The following is a 22784-nucleotide window of genomic DNA, read 5'->3' as shown; positions in this document are numbered from 1 at the left end:
TCACGCCCCCCCGACCACATGGGCCTTGGCCGGATTGACCTTTAGCGCCACATCGTCGCCATGGGCGAAAGGCGCGGCATGGGTCGGCTCATGGACATGGACCGTGCCGGCCCCGCCCTTCAGATCGACGACATATTCGATGTATTCGCCGCGATAGAGACTGTCGGACACCTTGCCATGCAGCTCTCCGTCACCCGGTTTCGCCAGCGACAGATCCTCGGCCCGCAGCATCAGCCCGACCGCCTCGCCGCGTTGCAGACTGGCCGGCGCGTCAAGCCGCACCACCTCGCCATTGCCAAGCCGGACGCTCAGCCCGGAAGCGCCGCTTTCGACCACGCTGGCCTCGACGATATGGGCATGGCCGATAAAGCCCGCGACATAGCGCGAGGTCGGACGATCATAGATCTCGCGCGGGGTGCCGAATTGCTGCACCTTGCCGCCATTCATCACCGCGATGGCGTCGCTCATCGCCATGGCCTCGTCCTGGTCGTGGGTGACATAGATGAAGGTCTTGTTCAGCTCACGATGCAGGCGGATCAGTTCGATCTGCATCACCTTGCGCAGATGCGCATCCAGAGAGCCGAGCGGTTCGTCGAACAGCACCACATCCGGGTCGGTGATCAGCGCGCGGGCGAGGGAAACCCGCTGCTTCTGCCCGCCCGAGAGCTGATGCGGACGTTTGTCGGCATGGGTGCCGAGGTGGACCAGATCGAGATATTCGCCAACACGGCGGCGCATCTCGGCGGCACCGAACCGGCCCTTCATCCGCCGGGTCTTCAGCCCGAAGGCCACATTCTCGGCCACCGTCATGTTCGGAAACAGCGCGAAATCCTGAAAGACCATGCGCATCTCACGATCCGTCACCGGCTGGTCGGTGATGTCGACCCCGTCGCGCAGGATCTGGCCCGATGTCGGCACCTCGAAGCCCGCGATCATGCGCAGCGTCGTGGTCTTGCCGCAGCCCGAAGGCCCGAGAAGCGTCACGAACTGGCCGCGCCCGATCTGCATATCGACGCCATCCACCGCCCAGGAGCCGGCGCCGCCATGCCCCTCGTAGCGTTTGCGCAAATCGCGCAACTCAATCCCTGTTGTCATCTCTCGCCGCCGTTTTTACTGCGTGTCGCTTTATTCCCCTGCCCGCATCCGCGCGCAGGGGGCTGTTTCGGGGGGCCGGATACGGCCCGGCCGCTGTGACGGGGGCGCTTACTGCGCCGCCGCCTTCACCTGGTTCCAGATTTCAAGATATTTGGTCCGGCGCTCGACCGGCTGCCACCAGTCGATATTCGCGAGCGATTCCGAATCCGACATGCCGAGCCGCTCATAGGTGGCGCGGGTCTCTTCATCGAGCTCTGCCGCCATCCTGCTGTTCGGATAGCCGAAGCCCGTGACCTTATGCGCCAATGCCTGCGCCCCGGGCGTCGAGACATATTCCAGCCAGGGGTAGACGCATTCGTTTTCCTCGGCACCCCTGACGATCATCCAGCTGTCGGAATAACCGCCGCGCCCCTCTTTGGCCTTCACGTCGATCACGTTTTTGCCGGCCGCCCAAAGCTCCACCAGCGTCGGCTCCCAGGAAGAGCCGCCCACCACTTCGCCACCCGACATCAGCGTGCCCATTTCGCCGGTGGTGAACCAGTATTTGCGGATATTGGGCTTCATCTCGATCAGCTTGGCCTTGACCGCCTCAAGCTGCTCATCCGTCAGGTCATAGGTGTTCTCAAAGCCCAGATAGCGCGCGGCCATGTAGAGGGTTTCGATGTCATCCCAGACCGAGATCTGCCCCTTGTAGGCCGGATCCCAGAGGAACCCGAGGCTGTCGGTATCCGCCGGCACCTTGTCGGCATCGGCGATGATGCGGATCAGGCCCCAGCCATAGGGAACACCATACAGCTGGCCCTCCTTCATCAGCCATTCCGGGTTCCGGAACTGCGGCATGAAATCGGCCATCGAGGGCACTTTCGCGGGATCGACCGGCGCGATCACGCCTGCATCGACCAGCCGCATCGCGGTATCGTTCGAGGGCGAGATCAGATCCGCCGCTCCGCCGCCGCTCATGACTTTCGAGACGATCTCGTCATTCGATCCGACATAGATCGGATCGACCCGGCAGCCGGTCTGTTCTTCAAAGGGTTTGACGATGCTGTCATCGGCATAGCCCTCCCAGACCAGCAGGACAAGCTGCCCCTCGGCCGCCGCAGGGGCGGCAAGCGCGACCATGGCGGCGCCCGCCATCAGAGCTGCGCGCATCGTGCCGGAAAAAGAAGCGGAGGAACGGTCGGAACGGAACTCACTGCGTTTCATCTTGGCCTTCCTTCTGGAAAATGTTGATGGGGATATCGCCGATGCGGCCCACGGTATTGTGCAGGAACCGTTGCATGATCTGGTCATAGGCGTGGCTGATGTGGCTCTCGATCTCGCGGTCGAGGCGGGCGGCATCGCGGGCATAGACGGCCTCGATGATCGGCTGATGGCTGCGCGCGGTCTCGGCCTGGGCCTGAAGGTCGCGGGTCGAGGTGATGTGCCACATACGGTAGGTGACGCCTGACAGGTTATACAGCGACTGGGTCAGGAAGGGGTTGCCGCATTCGCGGTAGATCTGCGCATGGAACAGGAAGTCGAGATGCAGAAGCCCTTCGACATCGCCGGCCCGCAGCAGTTTTGGCACGTCATCGAAGACTGACGCCAGCCGCTCGACCTGTTTGTCGCCCGCCTCCTCCAGCCAGAGCCGCCAGGCAAGGCGCTCAAGATGCAGGCGCAAGGTGTAGATGTCGTTGATCTCGTCAAGGCCGACCGGCGCCACCACGATGCTCTGATTGTGCTGGAACAGAACCAGCCGCTCACTGGCGAGCCGCAAAAGCGCCTCGCGGATCGGGGTGCGGCCGAAATCGAGCTTCGCGCCGATGCTCTTGTCGCTGATCGTTGCACCGGGCTGCAATTCGCAGCGCAGGATCATGCGCCGGATCGCGTGATAGGCCTGAGTGGCCTGGGTCTCACGCGAGCCATCTTCGAATTGAGGAACGCGGAACGGATCGGAAGGATCTGACACTGACAAGGGCCTCACCTGAAGGAGAACGGGGCCAGTTAGGAATCGCATTGATATATTGTCAATATTATTTTCAGACACGAAGTTGGATGTAACCCTGAAAATATCTTTCATATCATTGTTTTTATGTGATTATATTTTCAGTCAACATGAATATATTGACAATATACTGATGCAAAGTATCAGATGCGCTGCAAGCCGGAGCCTCCTGCCCGTCCGTCCGGCGACCGAATCCAGCTCTGCGAGGTATCCGTGCCGCTTCCCGCATCTTCCCTCTCCCGCGCCGCCGCCGCGGCCCTGTCGCTCTGAGGCAATATGCCATGCGCAGAACCCGGCCTGTCGGCGCATAGCGCAGAGAAACCGGCCCCGAAGGCACGGCTTTCTCCCATGGCAGCGCTGCTCCGGCTTGCCTTCCGCGCCGCCCTCTGGTTGCCGGCTCCGGTTCTCGACCGGATCGCCGACAGCGGCGGCGGCGCAATACCGGGGCGGGGCGCCGATCCGCGCGCCCGCTTTCACGCCTGGCTTGTGACGCGCTTCGGCGCGGCGGGCAGCCCCGATCCGGTGATGGCGCGCCGTCCCTGCCTGCTCTCGCTTTCGCTGCTGGAGGGGCCGCCGCTCTCCCTGCCCGAAATCCGCGATCTGTGCCTGCCCGGCCCCGGCGGCCCGCTTGCCGCCCGGCTCTATACGCCCGATCCGGCGGAGAGCTGCGGCCCGGCACTCATCTTCCTGCATTTCGGCGGCGGCGTGCTCGGGGATCTGGAGACCTGCCATACCGCCTGTACCCGGCTGGCGCGTCATGGCGGATTCCGCGTTCTGTCCCTTGCCTATCGGCTGGCGCCCGAACACCCTTTCCCCGCCGCGCTTGAGGATGTGATCGCCGCCTGGCACTGGCTGCGGACCCATGCCGCCACATTGGGGATTGATCCCGGCGCTGTCGCGATCGGCGGCGATTCCGCCGGGGGCTGCCTGGCGGCCGCAGCCTCGCTGGCGCTTTTGCGCGCGGCAGAGCCGCTGCCAAAAGCGCAGATCCTGATCTATCCGGTGCTGGAAATGGATCGCGAGGCGCTGCCGCCCGGGCCCTGCGACCAGTGCTATCCGCTGACGCGGGCCGATATGGCCTGGTTTGCACGGCTCTACATGCGCGACCCCGCCGATGCCGCCGATCCGCTTTGCTCGGTGGCGCGGGCCGGGGATCTCTCGGGGATGCCGCCGACGCTGCTGGTGCAGGCCGGGCATGATCTGCTCTTTGCCGAAGGGGCCGCCTTTGCCGCCCGGCTGCGCGGGGCAGGGGTCGCACTTGACCATGTGATCCACCCGACCCTGCCTCACGCTTTTTCCGCCATGACCGGCGGAGTGCCCGCCGCGCGCGCCGCGCTGACCGATACCGCCCGGCGCATCCGGGCCCTGCTGATATCCCCGAAGGAGAGCCTGAAATGACCCCTGCCGCCCCTGCTGCGAACTGGAACTACCCGACCCGGATCTGGTTCGGTCCCGGCCGGATCGGCGAGCTTGCCGCCGCCTGCGCCGAGATCGGGATCACACGCCCGCTGATCGTGTCGGATCCCTATTTCTCGGGCCTTCCCGTCATGGCGCAGATCCGCGAGCGGCTGGCACAGGCCGGGATCAGGGCCGGGGTTTTCGACCGGCTTCAGGGCAATCCGACCTCGCGCAATCTCGACGACGGGGTGGCGGCCTTCCGCGAAGGCGGCCATGACAGCGTGATCGCCATCGGCGGCGGCTCGGCGCTGGATGTCGGCAAGACGGTCGCCTTCATGGTGGCGCAGACCCGCCCGGTCTGGGAGTTCGAGGATATCGGCAGCCTCTGGCGCGCGGCTGAAACCAAAGGCATCGCGCCGGTCATCGCGGTGCCGACCACCTCGGGCACCGGCTCGGAAGTCGGGCGCGCCACCGTCATTACCAATGAGGCGACGCATGAGAAGAAGATCATCTTCCATCCGATGATGCTGCCGCAACTGGTGATCGCCGATCCGGCGCTGACGCTTGGCCTGCCGCCCGCGCTGACCGCCGGCACCGGCATGGATGCGCTGGCGCATAACCTTGAGGCACTTTGCGTTCCCTCCTGTCACCCGATGGCCGATGCCATCGCCATCGAGGGGCTGCGGCTGCTGAAGCTCTGGCTGCCGGTCGCGGTTGCCGACGGGCAGAATCTTCAGGCCCGCGCCGAGGTCATGATGGCGGCCAGCATGGGCGGCACCTCGTTCCAGAAGGGGCTTGGCGCGATCCATGCGCTCAGCCATCCGATCGGCTCGATCTGCGGCTTCCATCACGGCATGACCAATGCGGTGCTGATGCCCTATGTGATCGCGGCGAACCGTTCGGCCATCGGCGACAAGATGGAGCATCTGGCGCGTTGTCTTGATCTGCCGCAGTCGGGCGGCGATGGAACGGATCGTGTGCTCGACTGGATCCTCGGGCTGCGCAAGGAGATCGGAGTGCCGCATACCCTTGCCGCGTTCGGCGTGAAGCGCGGGGATTTCCCCCGCATCGTCACAGCGGCGCTGATCGATCCGACCGCGCCCACAAATCCCGTGCCGGTTTCCGCGGCGTTTCTGACCACGATTCTGGAAGCCGCCTTCGACGGGAGAGTCTGACCGTCAGAACCTGCGCCGGAAGACCGGCGCAGGTCTGTGATCACGGCTTGTCGAAAACCGGAACGTCCGCAGGATCGTGATAGCAGGCGAAGGAGATCTTGTTGCCGTCGGGATCGCGCACATAGGCGGCATAAAAGCCCGGCCAGACTCCGGGCCTCGGGCCGGGCGGACCTTCGCAGCGCCCGCCCGCCGCCATCGCCGCCTCATAGAGACGGTCCACCAGCGCCGCCTCATCGGCGCGGAAGGCCAGCATACTGCCGTTTCCGGCACCGGCCGGCAGGCCGTCAACCGGCTTTCCCACGCTGAACCCGGGGCGGTCATAGTCGTCATAAGACCCCCAGGTGACCAGGGCGTCATCACCGCCGACCCTGGGCTGGCCAAGAAGGTCCATCAGCGGCGCATAGAAGGCCACCGCGCGGGCAAGATCATTGGTGCCAAGCATCGTATAGGCGAACATGGCGTTTCAGCGGATGAACTGATTGACGAAATCGGCGCCGAGCCCGACTTTCTCGTAATGCGCGCGGGCGGTGCGGATCAGGTGGAGATTGTCCTCGACCAGCGTCACATTGTCATTCTCGTCCATATAGAGCGTCGGCCCCTGGATGAAGAAGACGGTCTGCATCTCGTCATCGCCGTCGCAGGTCAGGGTATGGATCTCCCCCGGGGGTTCCATCACGTAAGAGCCCTCGACCGCGGTCCAGCTGTGTTCGAGATAGCGCCAGTTTCCCTTGATCACGAAGCCATGCACCGGGGTTGCATGCAGGTGGCGCGACAGGACGCCGCCGCGCCGCACCCGCAGGACCTCGCCATGCGAGCCTTGGTTCATGTCGAAGAACAGCGGGCGGAACCAGACATTCGGCTCCAGCTCGACCCAGATCCGCTCGTCCGTGACGGGCAGGACGACGATTTCGGGGATCATGCCGAGATGGCCGAATTCCGGCGGATCGAAGGTGACATGTTCGGTTTTGACGGGGGGGATCAGGGTCATGGGATGCTCCTTTGACCGGTGTCAGGGATGCGGGGCCGGGCCGATGGGCCGGAACTCGCCGCGAAAGAACAGAAGCGGGTCGCCGTCGGAACGGCTCATCGCGGTGACCTCGCCGATGATGATCACATGGTCGCCGCCCTCGCAGATGTTCCACAGCCGGCAATCAAGGGCTGCGATGGCATCGGGCAGGCGCCAGGCGCCCGAGGGGCTTTCATGCCAGGCCTCGCCCGCGAAACGGTCCTCGACCGCCGAGCCGAAGCGGCGTGCAAGCGGGCCATGATGATCGCGCAGCACATTGACGCAAAAGCCCCCGGCGCGGCGCACCAGATCGACCGAAGCCGCCTCGCGCCGCACCGAGTAAAGCACCAGAGGCGGGTCGAGCGACAGCGCCTGGAAGGAGCTTGCCGTCAGACCGAAGCGGCTTCCGCCCGGCAACTGCCCGGTGACGATGGTCAGTCCGGTGCAGAACTGGCCGAGCACCTCCCGAAACGCCTTCGGGTCGTCGGCGGCGCGGAACGCCGCCGGAACCGGCCCTTCGGAAAGAGGCGCCTGCATCGCGCTCATTCCGCGGCCTGCGGCATCAGCCCGGCCTGGAGCTTCTCGATCAGCCGGCGTTTGCCCTCGGCGTCGAGCTTGCCGATCTCGTTCATCATCACCGGCTCATCGACGCGCTGGTTCCACCAGTCGACCGCATCGGGGCCCAGAAGCGCCCATTTGCCGATCAGCTGCGCGGTGATCTCGTTCGAGGGCCCCATGATCCAGCCCGCCTTGGAATCGCGCACGAGGCGTTCAAGCCCGAGATCGGCCATGTAGCCGCGCCCGCCGCAGGTGGCGAGCATCTTGTCCGAGACCTCATAGGAGAAGCGGGTCGAGAGGAATTTGGCCTGAAAGGCCCAGACCGCGAATTTCGCCCGCGGCATGGCTTTGGGATCCTTGTAATAGATCTCCCAGCTGCCGTTTTCGGTGGCATCGTCCAGCGCCTTTGCAAGCGCATAGGCGTAAAGGCGCGAGGCCTGGCCCTCCATCACGGCGCGGCCGAAACTGTCCTGGATGGTCGGGTAATCGGCGACGCGACGGGCGTATTGCACATGGGCCTTGCGCGTCACATGGCTTTTGGCGACGTCGATACAGGCAAGGCCGAGCCCGTTGTAAGAGCCGGCATACATCAGCATCGCCAGCGGATCGATCGCCTCGTCGTTCGAGGCGGCGCCGTCGCCCGGCCAGCCGACGATGCGGTCAAAGGGCACCACGGTGTCGATCTCGACCGGGCCGGACTGGTTGCCGTGCATGCCCATCGCCTCCCATTTTCCGGGGGCGCCGTTCACCTCGTCCTTCATGAACAGGAAGACAGAGAGATCGCTGTAATCGCCGGCGAAATCGGGGCTGGTGGTCTGCGAGATATACCAGTCGGCATAGCCCGAAGAGGTGGTCCAGGCCGCTTTCTTCTGCACATGCCAGCCGGCTTCGGTGCGTTTGGCGCCGGACATTTTCGGATACCAGAAATGGCCGCCGGTCTCGGGATCGGTGTAAGACGCCGTGCCGATCAGCGCCTCGTCATCAAGGCGCGAGAGCAGGTTTTCAATCGCCGCATTGCCCTTGGCACGGTAGCACAGACCAGCCACCGCGACCGTATGCATCATGTAGATCAGTGCGGTCGAGGGGCAGCCATAGCGCGCAATGGTCTCGGCCACCATGACGGCGCCGACGGTGTTCTCGCCGCGCCCGCCGAATTGCTTCGGCACGATCAGGCCCAGAAGCCGCAGGCTTGCCAGCGCATCGACATTGGCGCGCGGATAGAAATTCTTCTTGTCGGCCTCGACCGCATTCGGGCGCAAGGTGGTGCGGCACAGCTCGATCAGCTCGGCCCGCAGCTCCTTTTGCGCCTCTGTCAGCAGCCAATCGGGGTCAAAGCTGGCATCAAGCCCGAAATAAGGCTGATCGCCCCACATCCTGGTCATCTGGCATATCCCTGTTCTGTCTTCTTTGACGCAGCATCCCCCGCCGGGGCGGGCGCCGTCTCTCGGGATATTGCTGTTTTTCAGATACCGTATTGGCGGGCCGGGCTTTCAGTGCCCGCGCCGTGCGGCCCGCCAGTCCTTCGGCGCAAACCCGGTCATGCGGCGAAAGACCTGGCCGAAATGGCTCTGACTTTCAAAGCCGACGAGGCCGGCAATCTCCAGCACCGAATGCCGGTTCTCCTCCAGCAGCGTGCAGGCGCGCGCGATCCTGAGCCCCGTCAGCCAGCGATGCGGCGACATGCCGGTGGTGGCGCGAAAGCAGCGCAGAAAGTGGAAGCGGCTGACCCCGGCCGCATCGGCCAGCGCGGCAAGGTCGATCTCTTCGCCGAGCCGGTCCTCGACCAGCGAGAGCACCCGGCGCAGCTGCGGCGCGGTGAGGCTGGTCTGCCCGGCGCGTGTCGCACTCCCGGGCGCCGGGCCACCGCGATGGCGCGACAAAAGCCGCGCCGCCACCGCCTGGGCCGCCATATCCAGATAGAGCGGCGACAGCCCCCCCGGTGCGGAAAGCTCTGAGGCGATCCCTTGCAGGGTGCGGCGCAGATGCGCATCCTCGAAGACGAAGCGGTCGCGAATCTCGACCTCGGGGGTTTCCGCCTCTTCGGCGAAGCTGCGCAGAAAGTCCGGGCGCAGAAAGACGAAGGTCTCTTCGGTCGGCGCATCCCATCGCCAGCGGTTGTCGCGCCCGGCCGACATGATCATGGACTGCCCGCTGCGGATTTTGACGTTCACCCGCTTGCCGCCGACATTTGCCTCGACCCGGATCAGGCCGTTCAGGGTCAGGGAAATGTAATGAAAGGGCAGGCTTGGCGCCCTGACCTCTTCCTCAAGCGGGCGAAAGCGGAAATGCCCGGCCGCGAAGGCCGGTGTCACCACCCAGGAACGCTCGCGCATTGCCTCACCGCCGAGCCGCGTGATCCAGTCGCGGGCCGTGAGGGCGGGATCTTCGGGCTGGCTCTGGCTGGCTCGCAGCACGGTCTCTTTCCTGAATTGAAATGCGTGTCGAAATTTTGACTTGCAAATTTCGATTTCTCCGAACATCATTTCACGAGGCGGGGCTTGCGTCAAATCCCTGGTGTCCTTTCAGGCCGCGCCTGACCTGCTTTTCCTTTTCCCGCTGCCACAGAGCCCTTCCGAAGGCCCGATGCTGAAACAGACCGACATATCCGCCCAGGGTCAGGCCGCTGCCGCAAAGCCCGAATCCGACGCTGCCAGCCCGGCGGCCATCGGCTCGGAGATCCGCGATCTGCGCAAGGCAAAGCGCCTGACCATCAAGGCGCTTTCCGAAGCGACGGGCATCTCGATCGGTCATCTGAGTGAGATTGAGCGCGGCATTTCCTCGCCCAGCATCAAGGCTTTGCATGACATTGCCCGCGCGCTTGGCGTCACCATCGGCTGGTTCCTCCACAATGCCGAAGAGAGCGAGAGCGCCGAGCGGCGCCATATCGTGCGCGCCGGCAACCGGCGGAGCCTGCGCTTTTCCTCGGGGGTGGCGGATGAGCTGCTCTCTCCCAATCTGCGCGGCCAGCTTGAACTGCTGATGTCGCGCTTTCCGCCCGGCGCGGTCGGCGCCGATGTGCCCTATAACCATACCGGCGAAGAGGCCGGGATCGTACTTTCGGGCGCGCTTGAAATGTGGATCGGTGACGAGTGCTTCTTGCTGGCGGAGGGCGACAGTTTCGCCTTTCCCAGCACAACCCCCCATCGCTATCGCAACCCCGGAGAGACGGAGGCCGTTGTGATCTGGGCGATCACGCCCCCCTCTTACTGACGGGCCTCCTCCTGACGGGCCCGAGCCGGAACCAACAAGCAAAAGCCAAAAACAACAGGGTCATCATGAAAAACATCCGTTTTACCCGCCCCGGCGGATTGTCCCGTCGTGCCTTTCTCGGATCGGTCAGCGCCGGTCTTGCCGCGCCTGCGCTTCTGGGCCGGGCGGATCCGGTTCTCGCGCAGACTGCCTTTGCCGGCGAAGAGCTGGCCGTGACCACCTGGTCGGGCGCCTATGAGGATGCCTTCCGCCGCGCCGTGGTCGAGCCCTTCAACGAGCGATATGGCACCAGTGCCGTCACGCTTGGCGGATGGGATCAGATGGCGGCGCAGATCATGGCGGCGCCCGCCGACAATCCGCCTTTCGACATCACCATCGCCGATGAATACACCACCCTCGTCGGCATGACCGAGGGGCTCTGGGCCGCAACGCCCCGCGAAAATCTGCCCAACCTGTCCGGAGTGCAGCCCTGGTATATCGAGACCCGCCCCGAGGCGATGCGCGATTTCGGCATTCCCTTCGGCCTTGGTTTCCTTTTGCCGCTGATCAATACCGATCTGGCGGGCGAGGATCTGCCCTTGTCCTGGAAATCGCTCTGGGACCCGGCGATGGAGCGCAAACTTGCGCTCGATGGTGCGTCTTTCGTCTGGCTTCTGGCGGTGACCGCGCTGGTCCGGGGCGCGAAACCCGGGCTGGAGGAGCTTTACTCCTGGCAGCCGGGCATGGCCGATGACCCGCTTTTCGCCAAACTCGAAGAGCTGCGCCCGGCGAAATGGTATCGCGACGGGGCGGAACTCTCTTTCGTGATGATGCAGGAACAGGCCGCCATGGCCGAGATCTATTCGATCGACGCTTTCGGCATGGTGCGCGATGGCGGCGAGGCCTTCAGGACCGGCATCCCCGAGGATGGCACCGTGGCCTATACCGACTGGTATATCAAAGTGCGCGGCACCCGGCATGACGAGCTGAGCGATGTCTTCCTCAACTACATGCTTGAGAAAGAGACCCAGGACCGCATCCTCGCCACCACCACCTCGGTTTCCTCGCGCGCCGATGTGACGGTGCCTGACCATTGGCAGGGCTATCCGGTCACCAATGACGACCTGAAAAAGCGCGTCAATCTGATCGATGTGGCGGGATGGGAGAAGATCCTCGCCAATTGGGACGCGCTCGATGCCCGCTTCAAGGAAGCGGTGCTGAAGACCTCGGCGAACTGACAGGCCGGAGCAAAAGCACGATGACGCCCAGGCTGCAACTGACCGCCCTGCGAAAGACCTATGGCAGCTTCACCGCTGTCGAAGGCACCGATCTGACGCTTGGCGAAGGCGAGTTTCTGACGCTTCTCGGTCCTTCGGGCTGTGGCAAGACCACGACCCTGCGGCTGATCGGCGGCATGGAAAAGCCCAGCTCGGGCCGGATCGAGATCAATGGCAAGAGGGTGGATCATCTGCCCTCTTACAAGCGCGACACGGCGACGGTCTTCCAGTCGGGGGCCTTGTTCCCGCATCTGACCGTGACTGAGAACATGGCCTACGGGCTGAAGATGCGCGGCGTGCCTTCGTCAGAGATCCCCGGCCGCATCGCGCGGATGCTCGATGTGGTGCAGATGGGGCGCTTTGCCGCGCGCTATCCGTCCGGGATGTCGGGCGGTCAGCGCCAGCGGGTCGCGCTGGCGCGGGCGATGGTGGTCGAGCCGAGCATCCTGCTCTTTGACGAGCCGATGAGCGCGCTCGATCTGAAACTGAAGCTGGAGCTGCGGTCAGAGATCCGCCGCCTGCATCGTGAACTGGGCTTCACCGCCGTTTTCGTCACCCACGACCAGTCCGAGGCAATGACGCTTTCCGACCGGGTGGTGATCATGAACCAGGGCCGGATCGAGCAAAGCGGCGCGCCGGTCGAGACGTTCGAGCGCCCGGCCAGCGCCTTCGTCTACAGTTTCCTCGGCGAATCCTGTCAGCTTGCGATCGATGCCGATGCGGGCAGGGATGGCAGCCTGCGCCTTGCAAATGCGCCGGGTGCCGGACGCCATCTGCTGTTCCTGCGCCCCGCCTCTTTGCGCCGCGTCTCACCCGGAGAGGCGCCGAACGAGGCCGATGCCCGCGTGGCCGAGGTCGAATATCTGGGCGGCAGCTACCGGCTCCATGCCGATGCGCCCTCGGGAAGGCTCTCGCTCGATCTGAGCGAGGCGCCGGCACTGGCCCCCGGCGATGGCGTCACCATCGGCTGGGACAGCGCCGATGCGACCTGGTTTCCCGCGCCATGATGCGCCGCCTGATCCCCGCGCCTTCCCCCGCCTGGCTGGTTCTGCCGGCGCTCGGTTTCACCCTGCTGGTCTTCGGGGTGCCGCTTTTGCATCTCTTGCGGATGAGCTTCAACACCCATCCGCCGGACGGTATCTATGAACTGGCCTGGTCGCTGGAAAACTATGTCGCGGTCCTGACCGATCCGGTCAATCTGCGCACGATCCGCGACACGGTGCTGTTGTCTCTGATCACGGCCGTGGTGACGGTGGTCCTCGCCTTCCTCTTCGCCCATGCGGTCTGGAAGCGCAAAGGCCGGGTGCATCTGGTGCTGCTGGCCATCGCCCTGTGTCCGATGCTGGTTTCCGAGATCTCGGTGATCATCGGCTGGAGAATGTTCTTCCCGGCCAATGGCTTCCTGTCTTACGCGCTGGTCGGGACCGGGCTGGCCGAGCAGAAGGTCAACCTTCTCGGCACCCGGTTCGCGGCGATTGTCGGGCTCAGCTATATTTCGGTCTCCTATTGCTTCCTGACCATCCTGAGCGTGATGAATGCGGTGGACCGCGACCTGATCACGGCAAGCGGCGATCTTGGTGCCTCGCCTCTGCGCACCTTCTTGCGCGTCCTCGTGCCGCTGACCATGGGCGGCATCATCGGCGCCTTCACCCAGGCCTTCGTCTTCTCGATGGGGATCTATGCCGCGGTCAATGCGCTCGGGCCGGATTCGCTCTGGAGCATCGGTTACGAGATCCAGCGCCAGATGTTGTCGAGGCGCGACTGGCCGCTGGCCTCGGCCTTCGCGGTGGTGCTGATCGTGCTGATCTCGCTGACGGTGATCGGGCTTCATGCCCTGCGCAACCGGAGGGGGCCGCGCCATGACTGAACGCGTCTCGCCGGGGCTTTGGGCCGACCGGATCTTCATCGGGCTTTTCGCCGCCTATGTGCTGATCCCGCTCGGGATCACCGCGCTGATGGCCTTCAGCGATGACAATATCATCCGCTTTCCGATCCGGGGCTGGTCGCTGCGCTGGTTCGAAGAGTTCTTCGGCAACCGCCGATGGCTGACGGCGGCGCTGAATTCGCTGAAGATCGCCGCTTTGACAGCATGTCTTTCGATCCTGCTCGCGGTGCCGGCGGCCTATGGCCTGTCGCGTTCGCGCAAGGCGCGCAGCCGCTTGCAGGTGCTGCTTTTGCTGCCCCTTTTCGTGCCGGCCGTGGTGCTTGGCGTCTCGGTCGCCATCGGTTTCGGCAATGTGACGCTGTTCGGCCATGCGCTTTACGGCTCCTCCCTGCTGGTCGCCTGCGCCCATACGCTCTGGGCGCTGCCATTGGCGATCACCGTGCTGGAACCCAGCTTTGCCACGCTGGACCGTTCGCTGGTCGAGGCGTCAGGCGATCTCGGCGCCTCGCCTTTGCGAAGCTTCTTCACGGTCAGCCTGCCGCTGGTCTCGACCGGCCTTGTCTCGGCGACGTTGTTTGCGTTCATCACCTCGCTCAACGAATTCATCATGGCGCTGTTCCTGACCACGAGGGACAGCCAGACCCTGCCGGTCCTCTTGTGGCTGTCGCTGCGATCCAGCGCCACGCCGCAGCTTGCCGTGGCTGCGATCCTGCTGGCGGCCTCGGTCTTTACCGCCATCGGGCTTGCCTATGGCTGGTATCTGCTCCGCCGGCGACGAAAGCGCCTGAGCGCCCCGATGATCTGACGCTTCCCCGCCCCCGACCCTTGCCATTTCGGGCCACCGCCAGCCGGTGGCGCCGGTGACGCATGACCAAATTCAGGACAATCCGATGAATATCCCCTCCAGCGCAGAAATCGTCATCATCGGCGGCGGCATCGCCGGCTGCTCGATCGCCTATCACCTCGCAAAGCTGGGCATCACGGATGTGCTGCTGCTGGAGCGCAGGCAGCTCACCTGCGGCACCACCTGGCACGCGGCGGGCCTTGTGACCCAGTTGCGCAGCTCGCAACGCATGACCGAGCTTGCGCAATATACCGGCGAGCTGTTTGGCAGGCTGGAGGAAGAGACCGGCCAGGCCACCGGGTTCAAAAGGAACGGCTCGCTGCGGATCGCAAAGACCCCGGCGCGCTATGAGGAACTGGCGCGCGGCGCCTCGATGGGCCGCAATTTCGGCCTGCCGGTCGAGGCGCTGACACCTGACGCGATCAGGGAACGCTGGGCCCCGATTTCGACCGAGGGCATCACCGGCGGCTTCTGGTTCCCCGATGACGGCCAGGTCAATCCGGCCGATGTCACCATGGCCTATGCCAAAGGCGCGCGCATGGGGGGTGCGAAGATCCTTGAGGGCGTCACCGTCACGAAGATCCTGACGGAAAACGGCCGCGCCACCGGGGTGATGACCGAATTCGGCAAGATCGACGCGCAGAAGGTGGTGATCACCGGCGGCATGTGGTCCCGGGATCTGGCGGCCGATATCGGCGTCACGCTGCCCTTGCACGCGGCCGAGCATTTCTACGTCGTGACCGAGGCGATCCCCGATCTGCCGCGCGATCTGCCGGTCATGTTCATGGCCGATGAGTGGAGCTATTACAAAGAGGATGCCGGCAAGCTGCTGGTCGGCTTTTTTGAGCCCGGCGCCAAGCCATGGGGCCAGAAGGGCATCGCGGACAGCTTCTGCTTCGACGCCATCCCCGAGGATATCGACCATATCAGCCCCTATCTTGAACTGGCGATGCGCCGCGTTCCGGTGCTGGAGCGCACCGGCATCCAGCTCTTCTTCAACGGGCCGGAGAGCTTTACCCCCGACAACCGTTACCACCTCGGCGAGACGCCCGAGATCCGGGGGCTGTTCTCGGCCACCGGCTTCAATTCGATCGGCATCCTCTCCTCGGGCGGGGTCGGCAAGTCGATGGCCTCCTGGATCGCCGAGGGACACCCGCCGGTCGAACTGATCGACGTGGATGTGCGCCGCACGCAAAGCTTCCAGCGCAACCGCAAATATCTGGAAGACCGGGCGGTCGAGACCATCGGCACCCTGTTCGATATGCATTGGCCCGGCAAGCAGTTCGAGACCGCGCGCGGCGTGCGCCGCTCGCCCTTCCATGACCGGATGCTGGCAGCCGGCGCCTTCATGACCGAGCTGGCAGGATGGGAACGGCCCGGCTTCTTCGGCACGCCCGGGGAACTGGCCGGGATCGAATATTCGTATCACCGGCCAAGCTGGTTCGGAAACGTCGCCGCCGAATGCCGCAACACGGCGGAGAACGTCTCGGTCTTTGACTACAGCTGTTTTGCGAAATACCGGGTCGAAGGGCCGGATGCGCTGCGGGCGCTGAACCATGTCTGCGCCGGGGATTGCGACGTGCCCGTGGGCAGGATCGTCTATACGCAATGGCTGAACCCCAGGGGCGGGATCGAGGCCGATGTGACGGTGATCCGCGTGTCGGAAACCGCCTTCCTCGTGGTGACGGTGGCGGTCTCGCAGCGGCGCGACCTTGCCTGGCTGCGGCGCAACCTGCCCGAAGGCGCGCAGGTGCATCTCACAGACATCACCTCGGCGACGCCGATGCTGGCGGTGATGGGGCCGAAGGCGCGCGAACTGATGCAACGCGTCTCGCCCGATGATTTCTCGAATGAGGGCTTCCCCTTCGGAACCTCGCGCGAGATCGACCTCGGCTATGCGCGGGTCCGCGCCAGCCGCCTGACCTTTGTCGGGGAGCTTGGCTTCGAGTTGATGATCGAGGCGGAATGCGCCGCCCATGTCTGGGAGGTGCTGGCCGAAGCGGGGGCCGGTCTCGGGCTGAAACCGGCGGGCTATTTCGCGTTGAACTCTTTGCGGATGGAAAAGGGCTACCGCCATTGGGGCCATGACATCGGCGAGGAGGACACCCCCTTCCATGCCGGCCTCGGCTTTGCGGTGGCGATGGAGAAGCCGGGCGGTTTCATCGGCCGTGAGGCGCTGCTGGCGCAGAAAGCCGAAGGCCCGATCCGCCGGCGCCTTGTGCAGGTCAGGCTTCAGGGCGGCGATGAGGCCCCGATGCTCTATCACTACGAGCCGGTCTTCCGCGATGGCGAAAGGGTGGGCTCGGTGATGTCGGGCGCCTGGGGCCACCGCATCGGCGCTTCGCTGGGCCTTGCCTATGTCACACAGCCCGAAGGCGTGACGAAGGACTGGCTTGCGACCGGCACCTGGGAGGCAGAGGTTGCCATGCGGCGATTTCCGGTCACGGTGCAGTTCGGCCCCTGGTATGATCCGAAGGGCGAAAGGATCAGGGGATGAGCATCGCGCCGGAGCGACAGGGAGGAGTCCGGGCTCAGACCCCATCCGCGCGGATCGGTCAGATCTGAACAGGCTTTGGTTCGCTCTCCCACCGGGATCTGTGCCAGCAGGTCGGGCAGGGGCTGAAGCTGACCCCGGCCGAGGACGGCCGGCTCAGCTGAACGGGTCCCACCATCCGGCCGCGGCGATATCGTCGCGGGAGGCCCGGTCAAAGTAATCCCTCTTGGGCAGCCCGAAGTTTACCCCGAGCGCGGCTTCGAGCACCCCCGCCTGGGCGTAAAGCCCGTCGGCCAGCCCTTTTGGGGCGAGCCTGCCGCTCGCTTCGGCGATCCTCCCGGCGAGCCGCGCCATCTGCCGGATGGTTTGCTCCAGCGGTGGACGCCGGTAGCCAAGGTCGGAGAGAAGCCCGGAAAGGTTATCCGGGGTCAGGTCCTCGGCGAACTCTGCCGCGCCGTGCCGAAAAGCAAGCTGATGCGTGACGTTTCTGTCCATGAAGACCGGCACCACGTCATAAAGCGGCGCGAGCACCGTCCCGCCCGCGCCATGGATCACGGAGCCGTTCTTGCCGTGATTGTCGGAGTTTCCGACCAGAAGGTTGAAAAGGGTGTGGGTCAGAAAATCCCGCTGAAAAAGCGCCGGAGCCCTGGCCCTGGCCGCGATCCGGGCGACTGCGGCGGCCGAGAACCGGTGATCCGGGTTGTCGCTGTTTCGTTCGTATTTGAGGCCGGGGGCCAGTCCGAGCGCCTGGCAAAGATCCTCTGCGTGAACCCGTGTGATCAGCCCCTCGCGGCCGGCCAGCCGGACCTCGCGGTCGAACCTGGTGGAAAGGATCGCGTTGATCCGGCGGCCCCCGATCCCGAACCGGAACGGCCGGGTTTCGGCGGTGTCGATCCCGCAGCCCGACGCGATCGCAAGCAGGGCCGTCTCCTCGACCGTGATCTGCGGCTCGGATGCCGGGGAGACCTTCAGGATATGCGTCGTCGGGGCCCGGCTGCCGGCCGCGGGCAGATAGAACGCCCCGTCGTGCATGACCACGGCGATCTTCCCCTGGACCCCGGCGACCGGGGACTTGTCGCGCTCCCCGTCTGGCAGCCGCCGGTGAAGGTGCAGCGACAGCAGGATGGCGTGAAGACGCGCCTCGTCCAGCAGATCGTAATCCTGCGGAAACCGGCCAGGGGTCTTGCCGGGCCCGGCCCCCTCCGGCGTGATCGAGACCGCGCCGGGGCAGTCCGCCCCGAGATGCCAAAGCAGCCCTCCCACGTCGCCCCGGTCCAGCCGATAGCTGTCCATGACCCGCCCGAGCTCGGGCCCCTCGAAGAGCAGGTTGGCGAAATAGCCCCTGCAGTCCGCGTCACCATAGGGTTCGGAGCGAAGGGGCAACGACAGCGAAAGGGGCCGGTCGGCCTCCCGGGCGCAGGTGAAGCGCAGCGACAGGTCGTCGTTTCGCGAGAGAACCCCGATCGGCCTGGCTGACCCCTCGATCCAGACCTCCATTTTCATCACCGGGCCTCTGCCATGAGGTCGATACCCAACGCAGAACACAGCCGAAGGTAGGTTTCAAACCTGGCCCTGGCGCAGCCGCGTTCGATCTTCGACAGGTTGCCCTGGTCTACCCCGGAGATGCTGGCCAGTTCACCCTGCCGCAGCTTGAGGGCTTCCCGGCGTTGGCGGATGAGCCCGCCGAGCTGGTCGGCGCTTTCGAGACGCATCGCAGGCTCCGATTTTTGGTATATCTGCCAAAATCTAGCCTGTCGAAGGCTCGGGATCAAGAATTATGGTTATTTTGCCAAAACACCCGCCGTCAGGAGGCCCGGACGGCTTGTTTTGGCGATATTACCAAAATCGGACCGATGATCATGGGGCGATTCGGGCGAACACCAGCCCCGCGACCGCCTCGGGAAGGGCGCCGCTATGAACATCGAGCGACCCCTCGGGTTGCGCATCAGGCATGGTATCCCTCCAGGTCTTACAGGGTAATACCGGCATAACAGGGAACGGCGGCCCCGCCGCCCCCGGCGGGGTGTGATAAACCTGTGCCACAGGCCACCATTCCAGCCATGCGCGCCCATGCGCCCTGCCATGCGCCCTGGCTGGTCGCCATGCGGCAGCCAGCCCCCGGCCGCTCTTTCCATCGAGGGCCGCAGGGCCGGGGATGGCATGGGAGTTGCCCGGCAGATCACAAGCGCGCCCTTCCTGCCCTTGCCGCCCCCGGTCACGACATGCCTGCCAGGGGTCGCTTCGGTCCCGGCACTGCCCGCGGGAGGTTGATTCCGGGCCGCAAAGCGGTCTGCCCGGCTACGGGAGCCCACAGGTTCGGGAAGGGGGGAGTGGCGCGAATCCTCCACCGTCAAACCGCTGCCATGCCTGCGGGACGGGCTGATGAAGCCGTATCTGTTCCGGTGCAATGCGCCCTGACCGGGATACGCCGTCTGCCTGTTGCCGGATTTCCGGACACTGATTGTCCGGCGGCTGCAAATTCGGGGCCGGGCAAGGTTTTGCGCCGGGTGGATACTGGTTTTCCGCCTCTGGTTGGTGTAGACGGTATCGCAGTTTGTGCTGCATACAGCGTCGCTTTTAATGCCCTTTCCCATCAGAGCCTGGAGTTCCCGATGATGCATCTGAAAACCGGACTGACGATTTCCGCCCTGGTGGTCTCCTTTGCCGTGCCGGCTGCAGCGCAGGAAAGACTGAGCAAGGATCAGCTTCTGCAACTCGCGGTCGAGCGCGAAGTCTGCAAGGGTGACCTCGTGCCGGTCGATGCGCTCTATGAGAGCGATGAGCGGGTGGCCATCACCTGCGGCACTGCGACCGGTTTCGTGCCGCTTGCGGGCGGGCTCGGGTCTTTGGGTGCGGCCGGCGCGGCAGCGGCGGGCCTTGCGCTGGTCGCGGGCGGTGGCGGCACCGACGGCACCACTTCGACCACCTCGACCAACTGAGGCGCCGCCGGAGGGGCTTGGAAACGGGCCCCGGGGATGGGACGATCTGGCCCGGAATGACGGGGCCGGTGCTTCGTCCCGATGAGGTGCGCCGACATCTGCCGCGATCCCTGCGGGGATCCTTTCGGGCGGGGTCGGTTTCTTCCTGAACAGCCGAGGCAGGCATGGTGTTGCAGACGATTACTCCGGTCCTTCTTTGCGGGGGGGCCGGCACCCGGCTCTGGCCGCTTTCGCGCAAGAGCTATCCCAAGCAATTCGCGCTTGAAACCGGGGGGAGGACGCTGTTCCAGGCCTCGGCGGGGCGGCTGTCGGGCGGCAATGAGGCGATTGCCTTCACCGCGCCGCTGACCGTGACCGGATCGGATTTCCGCTTTATCGTGACCGAACAACTGGCGGCGGCCGGCATCGATCCGGGGCCGATCCTGATCGAACCCGCGCCCCGCAATACCGCGCCCGCAATTCTGGCCGCGGCGCTGCATCTGCATGACCAGGACCCGGAGGCGATCGCGCTGGTCGCGCCCTCGGACCACGCGATCCCCGATGAGGCGGCCTTCCAGGCGGCGGTGGCGCGTGGCCTGCCTGCGCTGCGCGAGGGGCGGCTGGTCACGTTCGGGATCACCCCCGACCGCCCGGAAACCGGCTATGGCTATCTCGAACTGGCGGCGCCGGCGGGTGAGGATCCGGTCGCGCTGAGGCGTTTCGTCGAAAAGCCGGATGCGGCCCGTGCCGCCGCGATGCTGGCGGAAGGCAATTATCTCTGGAATGCCGGGATCTTCCTGTTCCGCGTCGCCGATCTGCTGGCGGCGGCCCGGGCCTTCGTGCCCGATATGCTGGCCCGGGTGCGCGAGGCGCTGGATGAGGGCCGCAGCGATCTGGGCTTTCTTCGGCTGGGGGAAAGCGCCTGGAACGGGCTTGAGGATCTGTCGATCGATTATGCCGTGATGGAAAAGGCCGACAATCTCTCGGTGGTGCCTTTCTCGGATGGCTGGTCGGATCTGGGCGGCTGGGATGCGGTCTGGCGCGAGGGCGACCCGGATGCGGCGGGCGTCGTCACCTCGGATCATGCGACGGCGATCGATTGCGAGAACAGCCTCCTGCGCTCGGAATCGGGGGCGGTGGAGCTGGTGGGGATCGGGCTGAAGAATGTGATCGCGGTGGCGATGCAGGATGCGGTTCTGGTCGCCGATGCCAGCCGCGCCCAGGATGTGAAGAAGGCGGTGGCGGCGCTGAAGGCCAAAGGCGCGCGCCAGGCCGAGACGCTGCCGCGCGATTACCGGCCCTGGGGCTGGTATGAGAGCCTGGTGATCGGCTCGCGCTTCCAGGTGAAGCGGATCCATGTCCATCCTGGCGCCGCGCTGTCCCTGCAATCGCATCATCACCGCTCGGAACACTGGATCGTGGTCGAGGGCACCGCCCGCGTCACCGTGGATGATACCGTGACGCTCGTGACGGAAAACCAGTCGGTCTATATCCCGCTCGGCGCCGTTCACCGGATGGAAAACCCCGGCAAGCTGCCGATGGTGCTGATCGAGGTGCAGACCGGCAGCTATTTCGGCGAGGATGACATCATCCGCTACGAGGATGTCTATGCGAGGGGACAGGGCGCCAAGGGCTGAGCAGAAGCCCTGCGCTCCGGCTCTGCCCGGCCCCATAGCAGGCGCGAGAGCCAGGGCACTCCGGCCGTCCCTCGCCAGAAAAGCGTGATCGCCCCGGCCAGAAGGCCGGTGATCAGAGCCGCGACAAGGATCTGTGTGAGACGGTCGGTGCTGCCCGCGCCGGGAATATGGGGCAGGACGGCGCGCAGGCAGGCAAAGGCCAGATCCTGCGCCAGATAGATCCGGAGCGAGATCCGGCCGCATCGGGCAAGGGCCTGCCCGGATTTGCTCCCGGTCAGGCTCTGGGCCAGCCGCCACAAAAGCCTGCCCGCCACGAGGGTCGCGCTGGCCGCTCCGGTGAACATCAGCGTAACCCGGAACGGATCCTTCAGCAGATCGGCGCGGTTGTTATAGGCATAGGTTCCCGGGTCCCAGATCAGGAAGCAGGCGCCTGCGACGGGCAGGGCGATCAGCGCCGGACCCCAGAGCGCCATGACGCCCCGCTGCCTGCTGCGGCGCTGCCAGACGCGCTGTCTGCGCCGCCAGGCCGCCTGCAGTTCAAGACTGCGCCAGAGCCGCCCGGCCAGGAAGAACGGCAGGGTGAAGGCGAAAAGCGGCAGCACCAGCCAGACGCCCGACGCCGCCGGGCTGAGGAGAAAGGCGAAGACCAGCCCGTAAAGCAGCGCCCCGCCCCGGCCCAGCCGGCTGCCGAGCGCCACCAGCGCCAGCGCCATGACCAGCGCCCAGAGAAACCAGTAGAGATTGAGAAACCCGCCCAGCGTCATGCCTGCAAGCGCGGGCCAGCGGTCCTGGCTTGCCGCTTTCAGCAGCGCGGCCAGAGCAGCCCAGGTCAGCATCGGCCAGAGCAGCCTTGCGCTCCGCGCCAGCAAATCGTTCGGGGCAATCCTGCCCGGCGGTGAGAAATATCCGGCCAGCGCCATGAAAAGCGGCATATGGAACATGTAGATGCCGCGAAACAGCGGATCCTCCCAGAAGGTATCGCGCCCGCCATGGCTGATGAATTGCAGCGCATGGCCGAACAGCACCAGCAGGATCAGCATCCCGCGCAGCATATAGCCCGTCTCCGATCCCGGCACCTGCGCCCGGTCGGGAACGGCCTTCTCATACGGAGCTGTCGTCTGGTTCTGCGGCATCAGCGATCCCGGATCCGGGGGTATGGATCCGGGGATCTTGCCGGTTTGTGGTTAATGGATTGCTAACGCCACCACTTCGCCCCCCCACGCCGCCCCGGGTCAGAGCCGGATCACAGCAGCCCGGCATCGCCACAGATCAGCTGGGCGATCTGCTCATGGCCGTATTTGTTCGGATGCAGCCCGTCCAT

Annotated in this window: 21 protein-coding genes; 10 read left to right on the top strand and 11 right to left on the bottom strand. The window is 65.1% G+C overall.

Annotated elements, in window-relative coordinates; all coding sequences use genetic code 11:
- From XINFAN_RS21000 to XINFAN_RS20990, 3 genes are all read right to left on the bottom strand, one after another.
- Window positions 1-1095 (bottom strand): ABC transporter ATP-binding protein, encoded by a 1095-nt coding sequence (locus XINFAN_RS21000; protein ID WP_124088799.1) that lies wholly within the window; start codon window positions 1093-1095, stop codon window positions 1-3.
- A gap of 108 nt (window positions 1096-1203) precedes the next feature.
- Window positions 1204-2301 carry an ABC transporter substrate-binding protein gene (locus XINFAN_RS20995; protein WP_160144694.1) on the bottom strand — a complete coding sequence of 366 codons (1098 nt, stop codon included), beginning with the start codon at window positions 2299-2301 and terminating at the stop codon, window positions 1204-1206.
- Entirely contained in the window at window positions 2288-3046 is a 759-nt protein-coding gene (locus tag XINFAN_RS20990) for a GntR family transcriptional regulator (RefSeq protein WP_160144693.1), read from the bottom strand. Before XINFAN_RS20990 ends, XINFAN_RS20995 begins: the two co-directional genes overlap by 14 nt.
- A 384-nt stretch (window positions 3047-3430) precedes the next feature.
- On the opposite strand from XINFAN_RS20990, the gene XINFAN_RS20985 reads away from it, so the two are divergent.
- Together XINFAN_RS20985 and XINFAN_RS20980 are read left to right on the top strand one after the other, a co-directional pair.
- A complete protein-coding gene (locus XINFAN_RS20985; protein ID WP_160144692.1) occupies window positions 3431-4480 on the top strand; it encodes an alpha/beta hydrolase in 1050 nt (349 codons plus the stop codon).
- Complete coding sequence (locus tag XINFAN_RS20980) at window positions 4477-5655, top strand: iron-containing alcohol dehydrogenase (protein ID WP_124088795.1); 1179 nt, start codon at window positions 4477-4479, stop codon at window positions 5653-5655. Before XINFAN_RS20985 ends, XINFAN_RS20980 begins: the two co-directional genes overlap by 4 nt.
- 40 nt (window positions 5656-5695) lie before the next feature.
- Here XINFAN_RS20980 and XINFAN_RS20975 read toward each other — a convergent pair whose 3' ends face one another.
- From XINFAN_RS20975 to XINFAN_RS20955, 5 genes are all read right to left on the bottom strand, one after another.
- Window positions 5696-6112 (bottom strand): VOC family protein, encoded by a 417-nt coding sequence (locus tag XINFAN_RS20975; protein ID WP_124088794.1) that lies wholly within the window; start codon window positions 6110-6112, stop codon window positions 5696-5698.
- 6 nt (window positions 6113-6118) lie between these two features.
- Window positions 6119-6643, bottom strand: a complete 525-nt coding sequence (locus tag XINFAN_RS20970; RefSeq protein ID WP_124088793.1) for a 2,4'-dihydroxyacetophenone dioxygenase family protein — start codon at window positions 6641-6643, stop codon at window positions 6119-6121.
- A gap of 21 nt (window positions 6644-6664) precedes the next feature.
- On the bottom strand, window positions 6665-7198 hold the full coding sequence (locus tag XINFAN_RS20965) for a flavin reductase family protein (protein ID WP_160144691.1): 534 nt from the start codon (window positions 7196-7198) through the stop codon (window positions 6665-6667).
- A gap of 5 nt (window positions 7199-7203) precedes the next feature.
- Window positions 7204-8601, bottom strand: coding sequence for an acyl-CoA dehydrogenase family protein (locus tag XINFAN_RS20960; protein ID WP_124088791.1), 1398 nt, complete (start codon window positions 8599-8601; stop codon window positions 7204-7206).
- A gap of 108 nt (window positions 8602-8709) precedes the next feature.
- A complete protein-coding gene (locus XINFAN_RS20955) occupies window positions 8710-9633 on the bottom strand; it encodes a helix-turn-helix domain-containing protein (protein ID WP_160144690.1) in 924 nt (307 codons plus the stop codon).
- A gap of 169 nt (window positions 9634-9802) precedes the next feature.
- On the opposite strand from XINFAN_RS20955, the gene XINFAN_RS20950 reads away from it, so the two are divergent.
- The 6 genes from XINFAN_RS20950 to XINFAN_RS20925 all read left to right on the top strand — a co-directional run bounded on the left by XINFAN_RS20950 (window position 9803) and on the right by XINFAN_RS20925 (window position 16911).
- Entirely contained in the window at window positions 9803-10429 is a 627-nt protein-coding gene (locus tag XINFAN_RS20950; protein WP_124088789.1) for a helix-turn-helix domain-containing protein, read from the top strand.
- Window positions 10430-10494: 65 nt separating this feature from the next.
- On the top strand, window positions 10495-11646 hold the full coding sequence (locus XINFAN_RS20945) for an ABC transporter substrate-binding protein (RefSeq protein ID WP_124088788.1): 1152 nt from the start codon (window positions 10495-10497) through the stop codon (window positions 11644-11646).
- Between the two features lie 20 nt (window positions 11647-11666).
- The gene (locus XINFAN_RS20940; protein ID WP_160144689.1) at window positions 11667-12692 is read left to right on the top strand and encodes an ABC transporter ATP-binding protein; all 1026 of its coding nucleotides are present in this window, start codon (window positions 11667-11669) and stop codon (window positions 12690-12692) included.
- Window positions 12689-13552 (top strand): ABC transporter permease, encoded by an 864-nt coding sequence (locus XINFAN_RS20935; RefSeq protein ID WP_124088786.1) that lies wholly within the window; start codon window positions 12689-12691, stop codon window positions 13550-13552. The genes XINFAN_RS20940 and XINFAN_RS20935 overlap by 4 nt, the downstream gene beginning before the upstream one ends.
- The gene (locus XINFAN_RS20930) at window positions 13545-14375 is read left to right on the top strand and encodes an ABC transporter permease (RefSeq protein WP_160144688.1); all 831 of its coding nucleotides are present in this window, start codon (window positions 13545-13547) and stop codon (window positions 14373-14375) included. The genes XINFAN_RS20935 and XINFAN_RS20930 overlap by 8 nt, the downstream gene beginning before the upstream one ends.
- Before the next feature lie 85 nt (window positions 14376-14460).
- The gene (locus XINFAN_RS20925; protein WP_124088784.1) at window positions 14461-16911 is read left to right on the top strand and encodes a GcvT family protein; all 2451 of its coding nucleotides are present in this window, start codon (window positions 14461-14463) and stop codon (window positions 16909-16911) included.
- Window positions 16912-17064: 153 nt separating this feature from the next.
- Here the strand turns inward: XINFAN_RS20925 and XINFAN_RS20920 are convergent, their stop codons facing one another.
- Both XINFAN_RS20920 and XINFAN_RS20915 read right to left on the bottom strand, forming a co-directional pair.
- Window positions 17065-18411 (bottom strand): HipA domain-containing protein, encoded by a 1347-nt coding sequence (locus XINFAN_RS20920; RefSeq protein WP_124088783.1) that lies wholly within the window; start codon window positions 18409-18411, stop codon window positions 17065-17067.
- On the bottom strand, window positions 18411-18620 hold the full coding sequence (locus tag XINFAN_RS20915) for a helix-turn-helix domain-containing protein (protein WP_124088782.1): 210 nt from the start codon (window positions 18618-18620) through the stop codon (window positions 18411-18413). Before XINFAN_RS20915 ends, XINFAN_RS20920 begins: the two co-directional genes overlap by 1 nt.
- Before the next feature lie 900 nt (window positions 18621-19520).
- Here XINFAN_RS20915 and XINFAN_RS20910 point away from each other — a divergent pair.
- Entirely contained in the window at window positions 19521-19847 is a 327-nt protein-coding gene (locus XINFAN_RS20910; protein ID WP_124088781.1) for a hypothetical protein, read from the top strand.
- 164 nt (window positions 19848-20011) lie between these two features.
- Entirely contained in the window at window positions 20012-21463 is a 1452-nt protein-coding gene (locus XINFAN_RS20905; protein ID WP_124088780.1) for a mannose-1-phosphate guanylyltransferase/mannose-6-phosphate isomerase, read from the top strand.
- Here the strand turns inward: XINFAN_RS20905 and XINFAN_RS20900 are convergent.
- On the bottom strand, window positions 21433-22596 hold the full coding sequence (locus tag XINFAN_RS20900; RefSeq protein WP_124088779.1) for an acyltransferase family protein: 1164 nt from the start codon (window positions 22594-22596) through the stop codon (window positions 21433-21435). The two genes, XINFAN_RS20905 and XINFAN_RS20900, sit on opposite strands and share 31 nt — an antisense overlap.
- Window positions 22597-22784 lie beyond the last annotated feature (188 nt).

It is taken from the genome of Pseudogemmobacter humi (genome assembly GCF_900609055.1).
GTDB lineage: Bacteria > Pseudomonadota > Alphaproteobacteria > Rhodobacterales > Rhodobacteraceae > Pseudogemmobacter > Pseudogemmobacter humi.
Note: the sequence above shows the minus strand (reverse complement) of the source record. Positions and strands in the feature narration are given on the sequence as shown.

Excerpts from the sequence above, each read along its gene's own strand:
- XINFAN_RS21000 (WP_124088799.1), bottom strand. The coding sequence starts at position 1,095 with ATGACAACAGGGATTGAGTTGCGCGATTTGCGCAAACGCTACGAGGGG.
- XINFAN_RS20995 (WP_160144694.1), bottom strand. The coding sequence starts at position 2,301 with ATGAAACGCAGTGAGTTCCGTTCCGACCGTTCCTCCGCTTCTTTTTCC.
- XINFAN_RS20985 (WP_160144692.1), top strand. The coding sequence starts at position 3,431 with ATGGCAGCGCTGCTCCGGCTTGCCTTCCGCGCCGCCCTCTGGTTGCCG.
- XINFAN_RS20980 (WP_124088795.1), top strand. The coding sequence starts at position 4,477 with ATGACCCCTGCCGCCCCTGCTGCGAACTGGAACTACCCGACCCGGATC.
- XINFAN_RS20975 (WP_124088794.1), bottom strand. The coding sequence starts at position 6,112 with ATGTTCGCCTATACGATGCTTGGCACCAATGATCTTGCCCGCGCGGTG.
- XINFAN_RS20970 (WP_124088793.1), bottom strand. The coding sequence starts at position 6,643 with ATGACCCTGATCCCCCCCGTCAAAACCGAACATGTCACCTTCGATCCG.
- XINFAN_RS20965 (WP_160144691.1), bottom strand. The coding sequence starts at position 7,198 with ATGCAGGCGCCTCTTTCCGAAGGGCCGGTTCCGGCGGCGTTCCGCGCC.
- XINFAN_RS20960 (WP_124088791.1), bottom strand. The coding sequence starts at position 8,601 with ATGACCAGGATGTGGGGCGATCAGCCTTATTTCGGGCTTGATGCCAGC.
- XINFAN_RS20950 (WP_124088789.1), top strand. The coding sequence starts at position 9,803 with ATGCTGAAACAGACCGACATATCCGCCCAGGGTCAGGCCGCTGCCGCA.
- XINFAN_RS20945 (WP_124088788.1), top strand. The coding sequence starts at position 10,495 with ATGAAAAACATCCGTTTTACCCGCCCCGGCGGATTGTCCCGTCGTGCC.
- XINFAN_RS20940 (WP_160144689.1), top strand. The coding sequence starts at position 11,667 with ATGACGCCCAGGCTGCAACTGACCGCCCTGCGAAAGACCTATGGCAGC.
- XINFAN_RS20935 (WP_124088786.1), top strand. The coding sequence starts at position 12,689 with ATGATGCGCCGCCTGATCCCCGCGCCTTCCCCCGCCTGGCTGGTTCTG.
- XINFAN_RS20930 (WP_160144688.1), top strand. The coding sequence starts at position 13,545 with ATGACTGAACGCGTCTCGCCGGGGCTTTGGGCCGACCGGATCTTCATC.
- XINFAN_RS20925 (WP_124088784.1), top strand. The coding sequence starts at position 14,461 with ATGAATATCCCCTCCAGCGCAGAAATCGTCATCATCGGCGGCGGCATC.
- XINFAN_RS20920 (WP_124088783.1), bottom strand. The coding sequence starts at position 18,411 with ATGAAAATGGAGGTCTGGATCGAGGGGTCAGCCAGGCCGATCGGGGTT.
- XINFAN_RS20915 (WP_124088782.1), bottom strand. The coding sequence starts at position 18,620 with ATGCGTCTCGAAAGCGCCGACCAGCTCGGCGGGCTCATCCGCCAACGC.
- XINFAN_RS20910 (WP_124088781.1), top strand. The coding sequence starts at position 19,521 with ATGATGCATCTGAAAACCGGACTGACGATTTCCGCCCTGGTGGTCTCC.
- XINFAN_RS20905 (WP_124088780.1), top strand. The coding sequence starts at position 20,012 with ATGGTGTTGCAGACGATTACTCCGGTCCTTCTTTGCGGGGGGGCCGGC.
- XINFAN_RS20900 (WP_124088779.1), bottom strand. The coding sequence starts at position 22,596 with ATGCCGCAGAACCAGACGACAGCTCCGTATGAGAAGGCCGTTCCCGAC.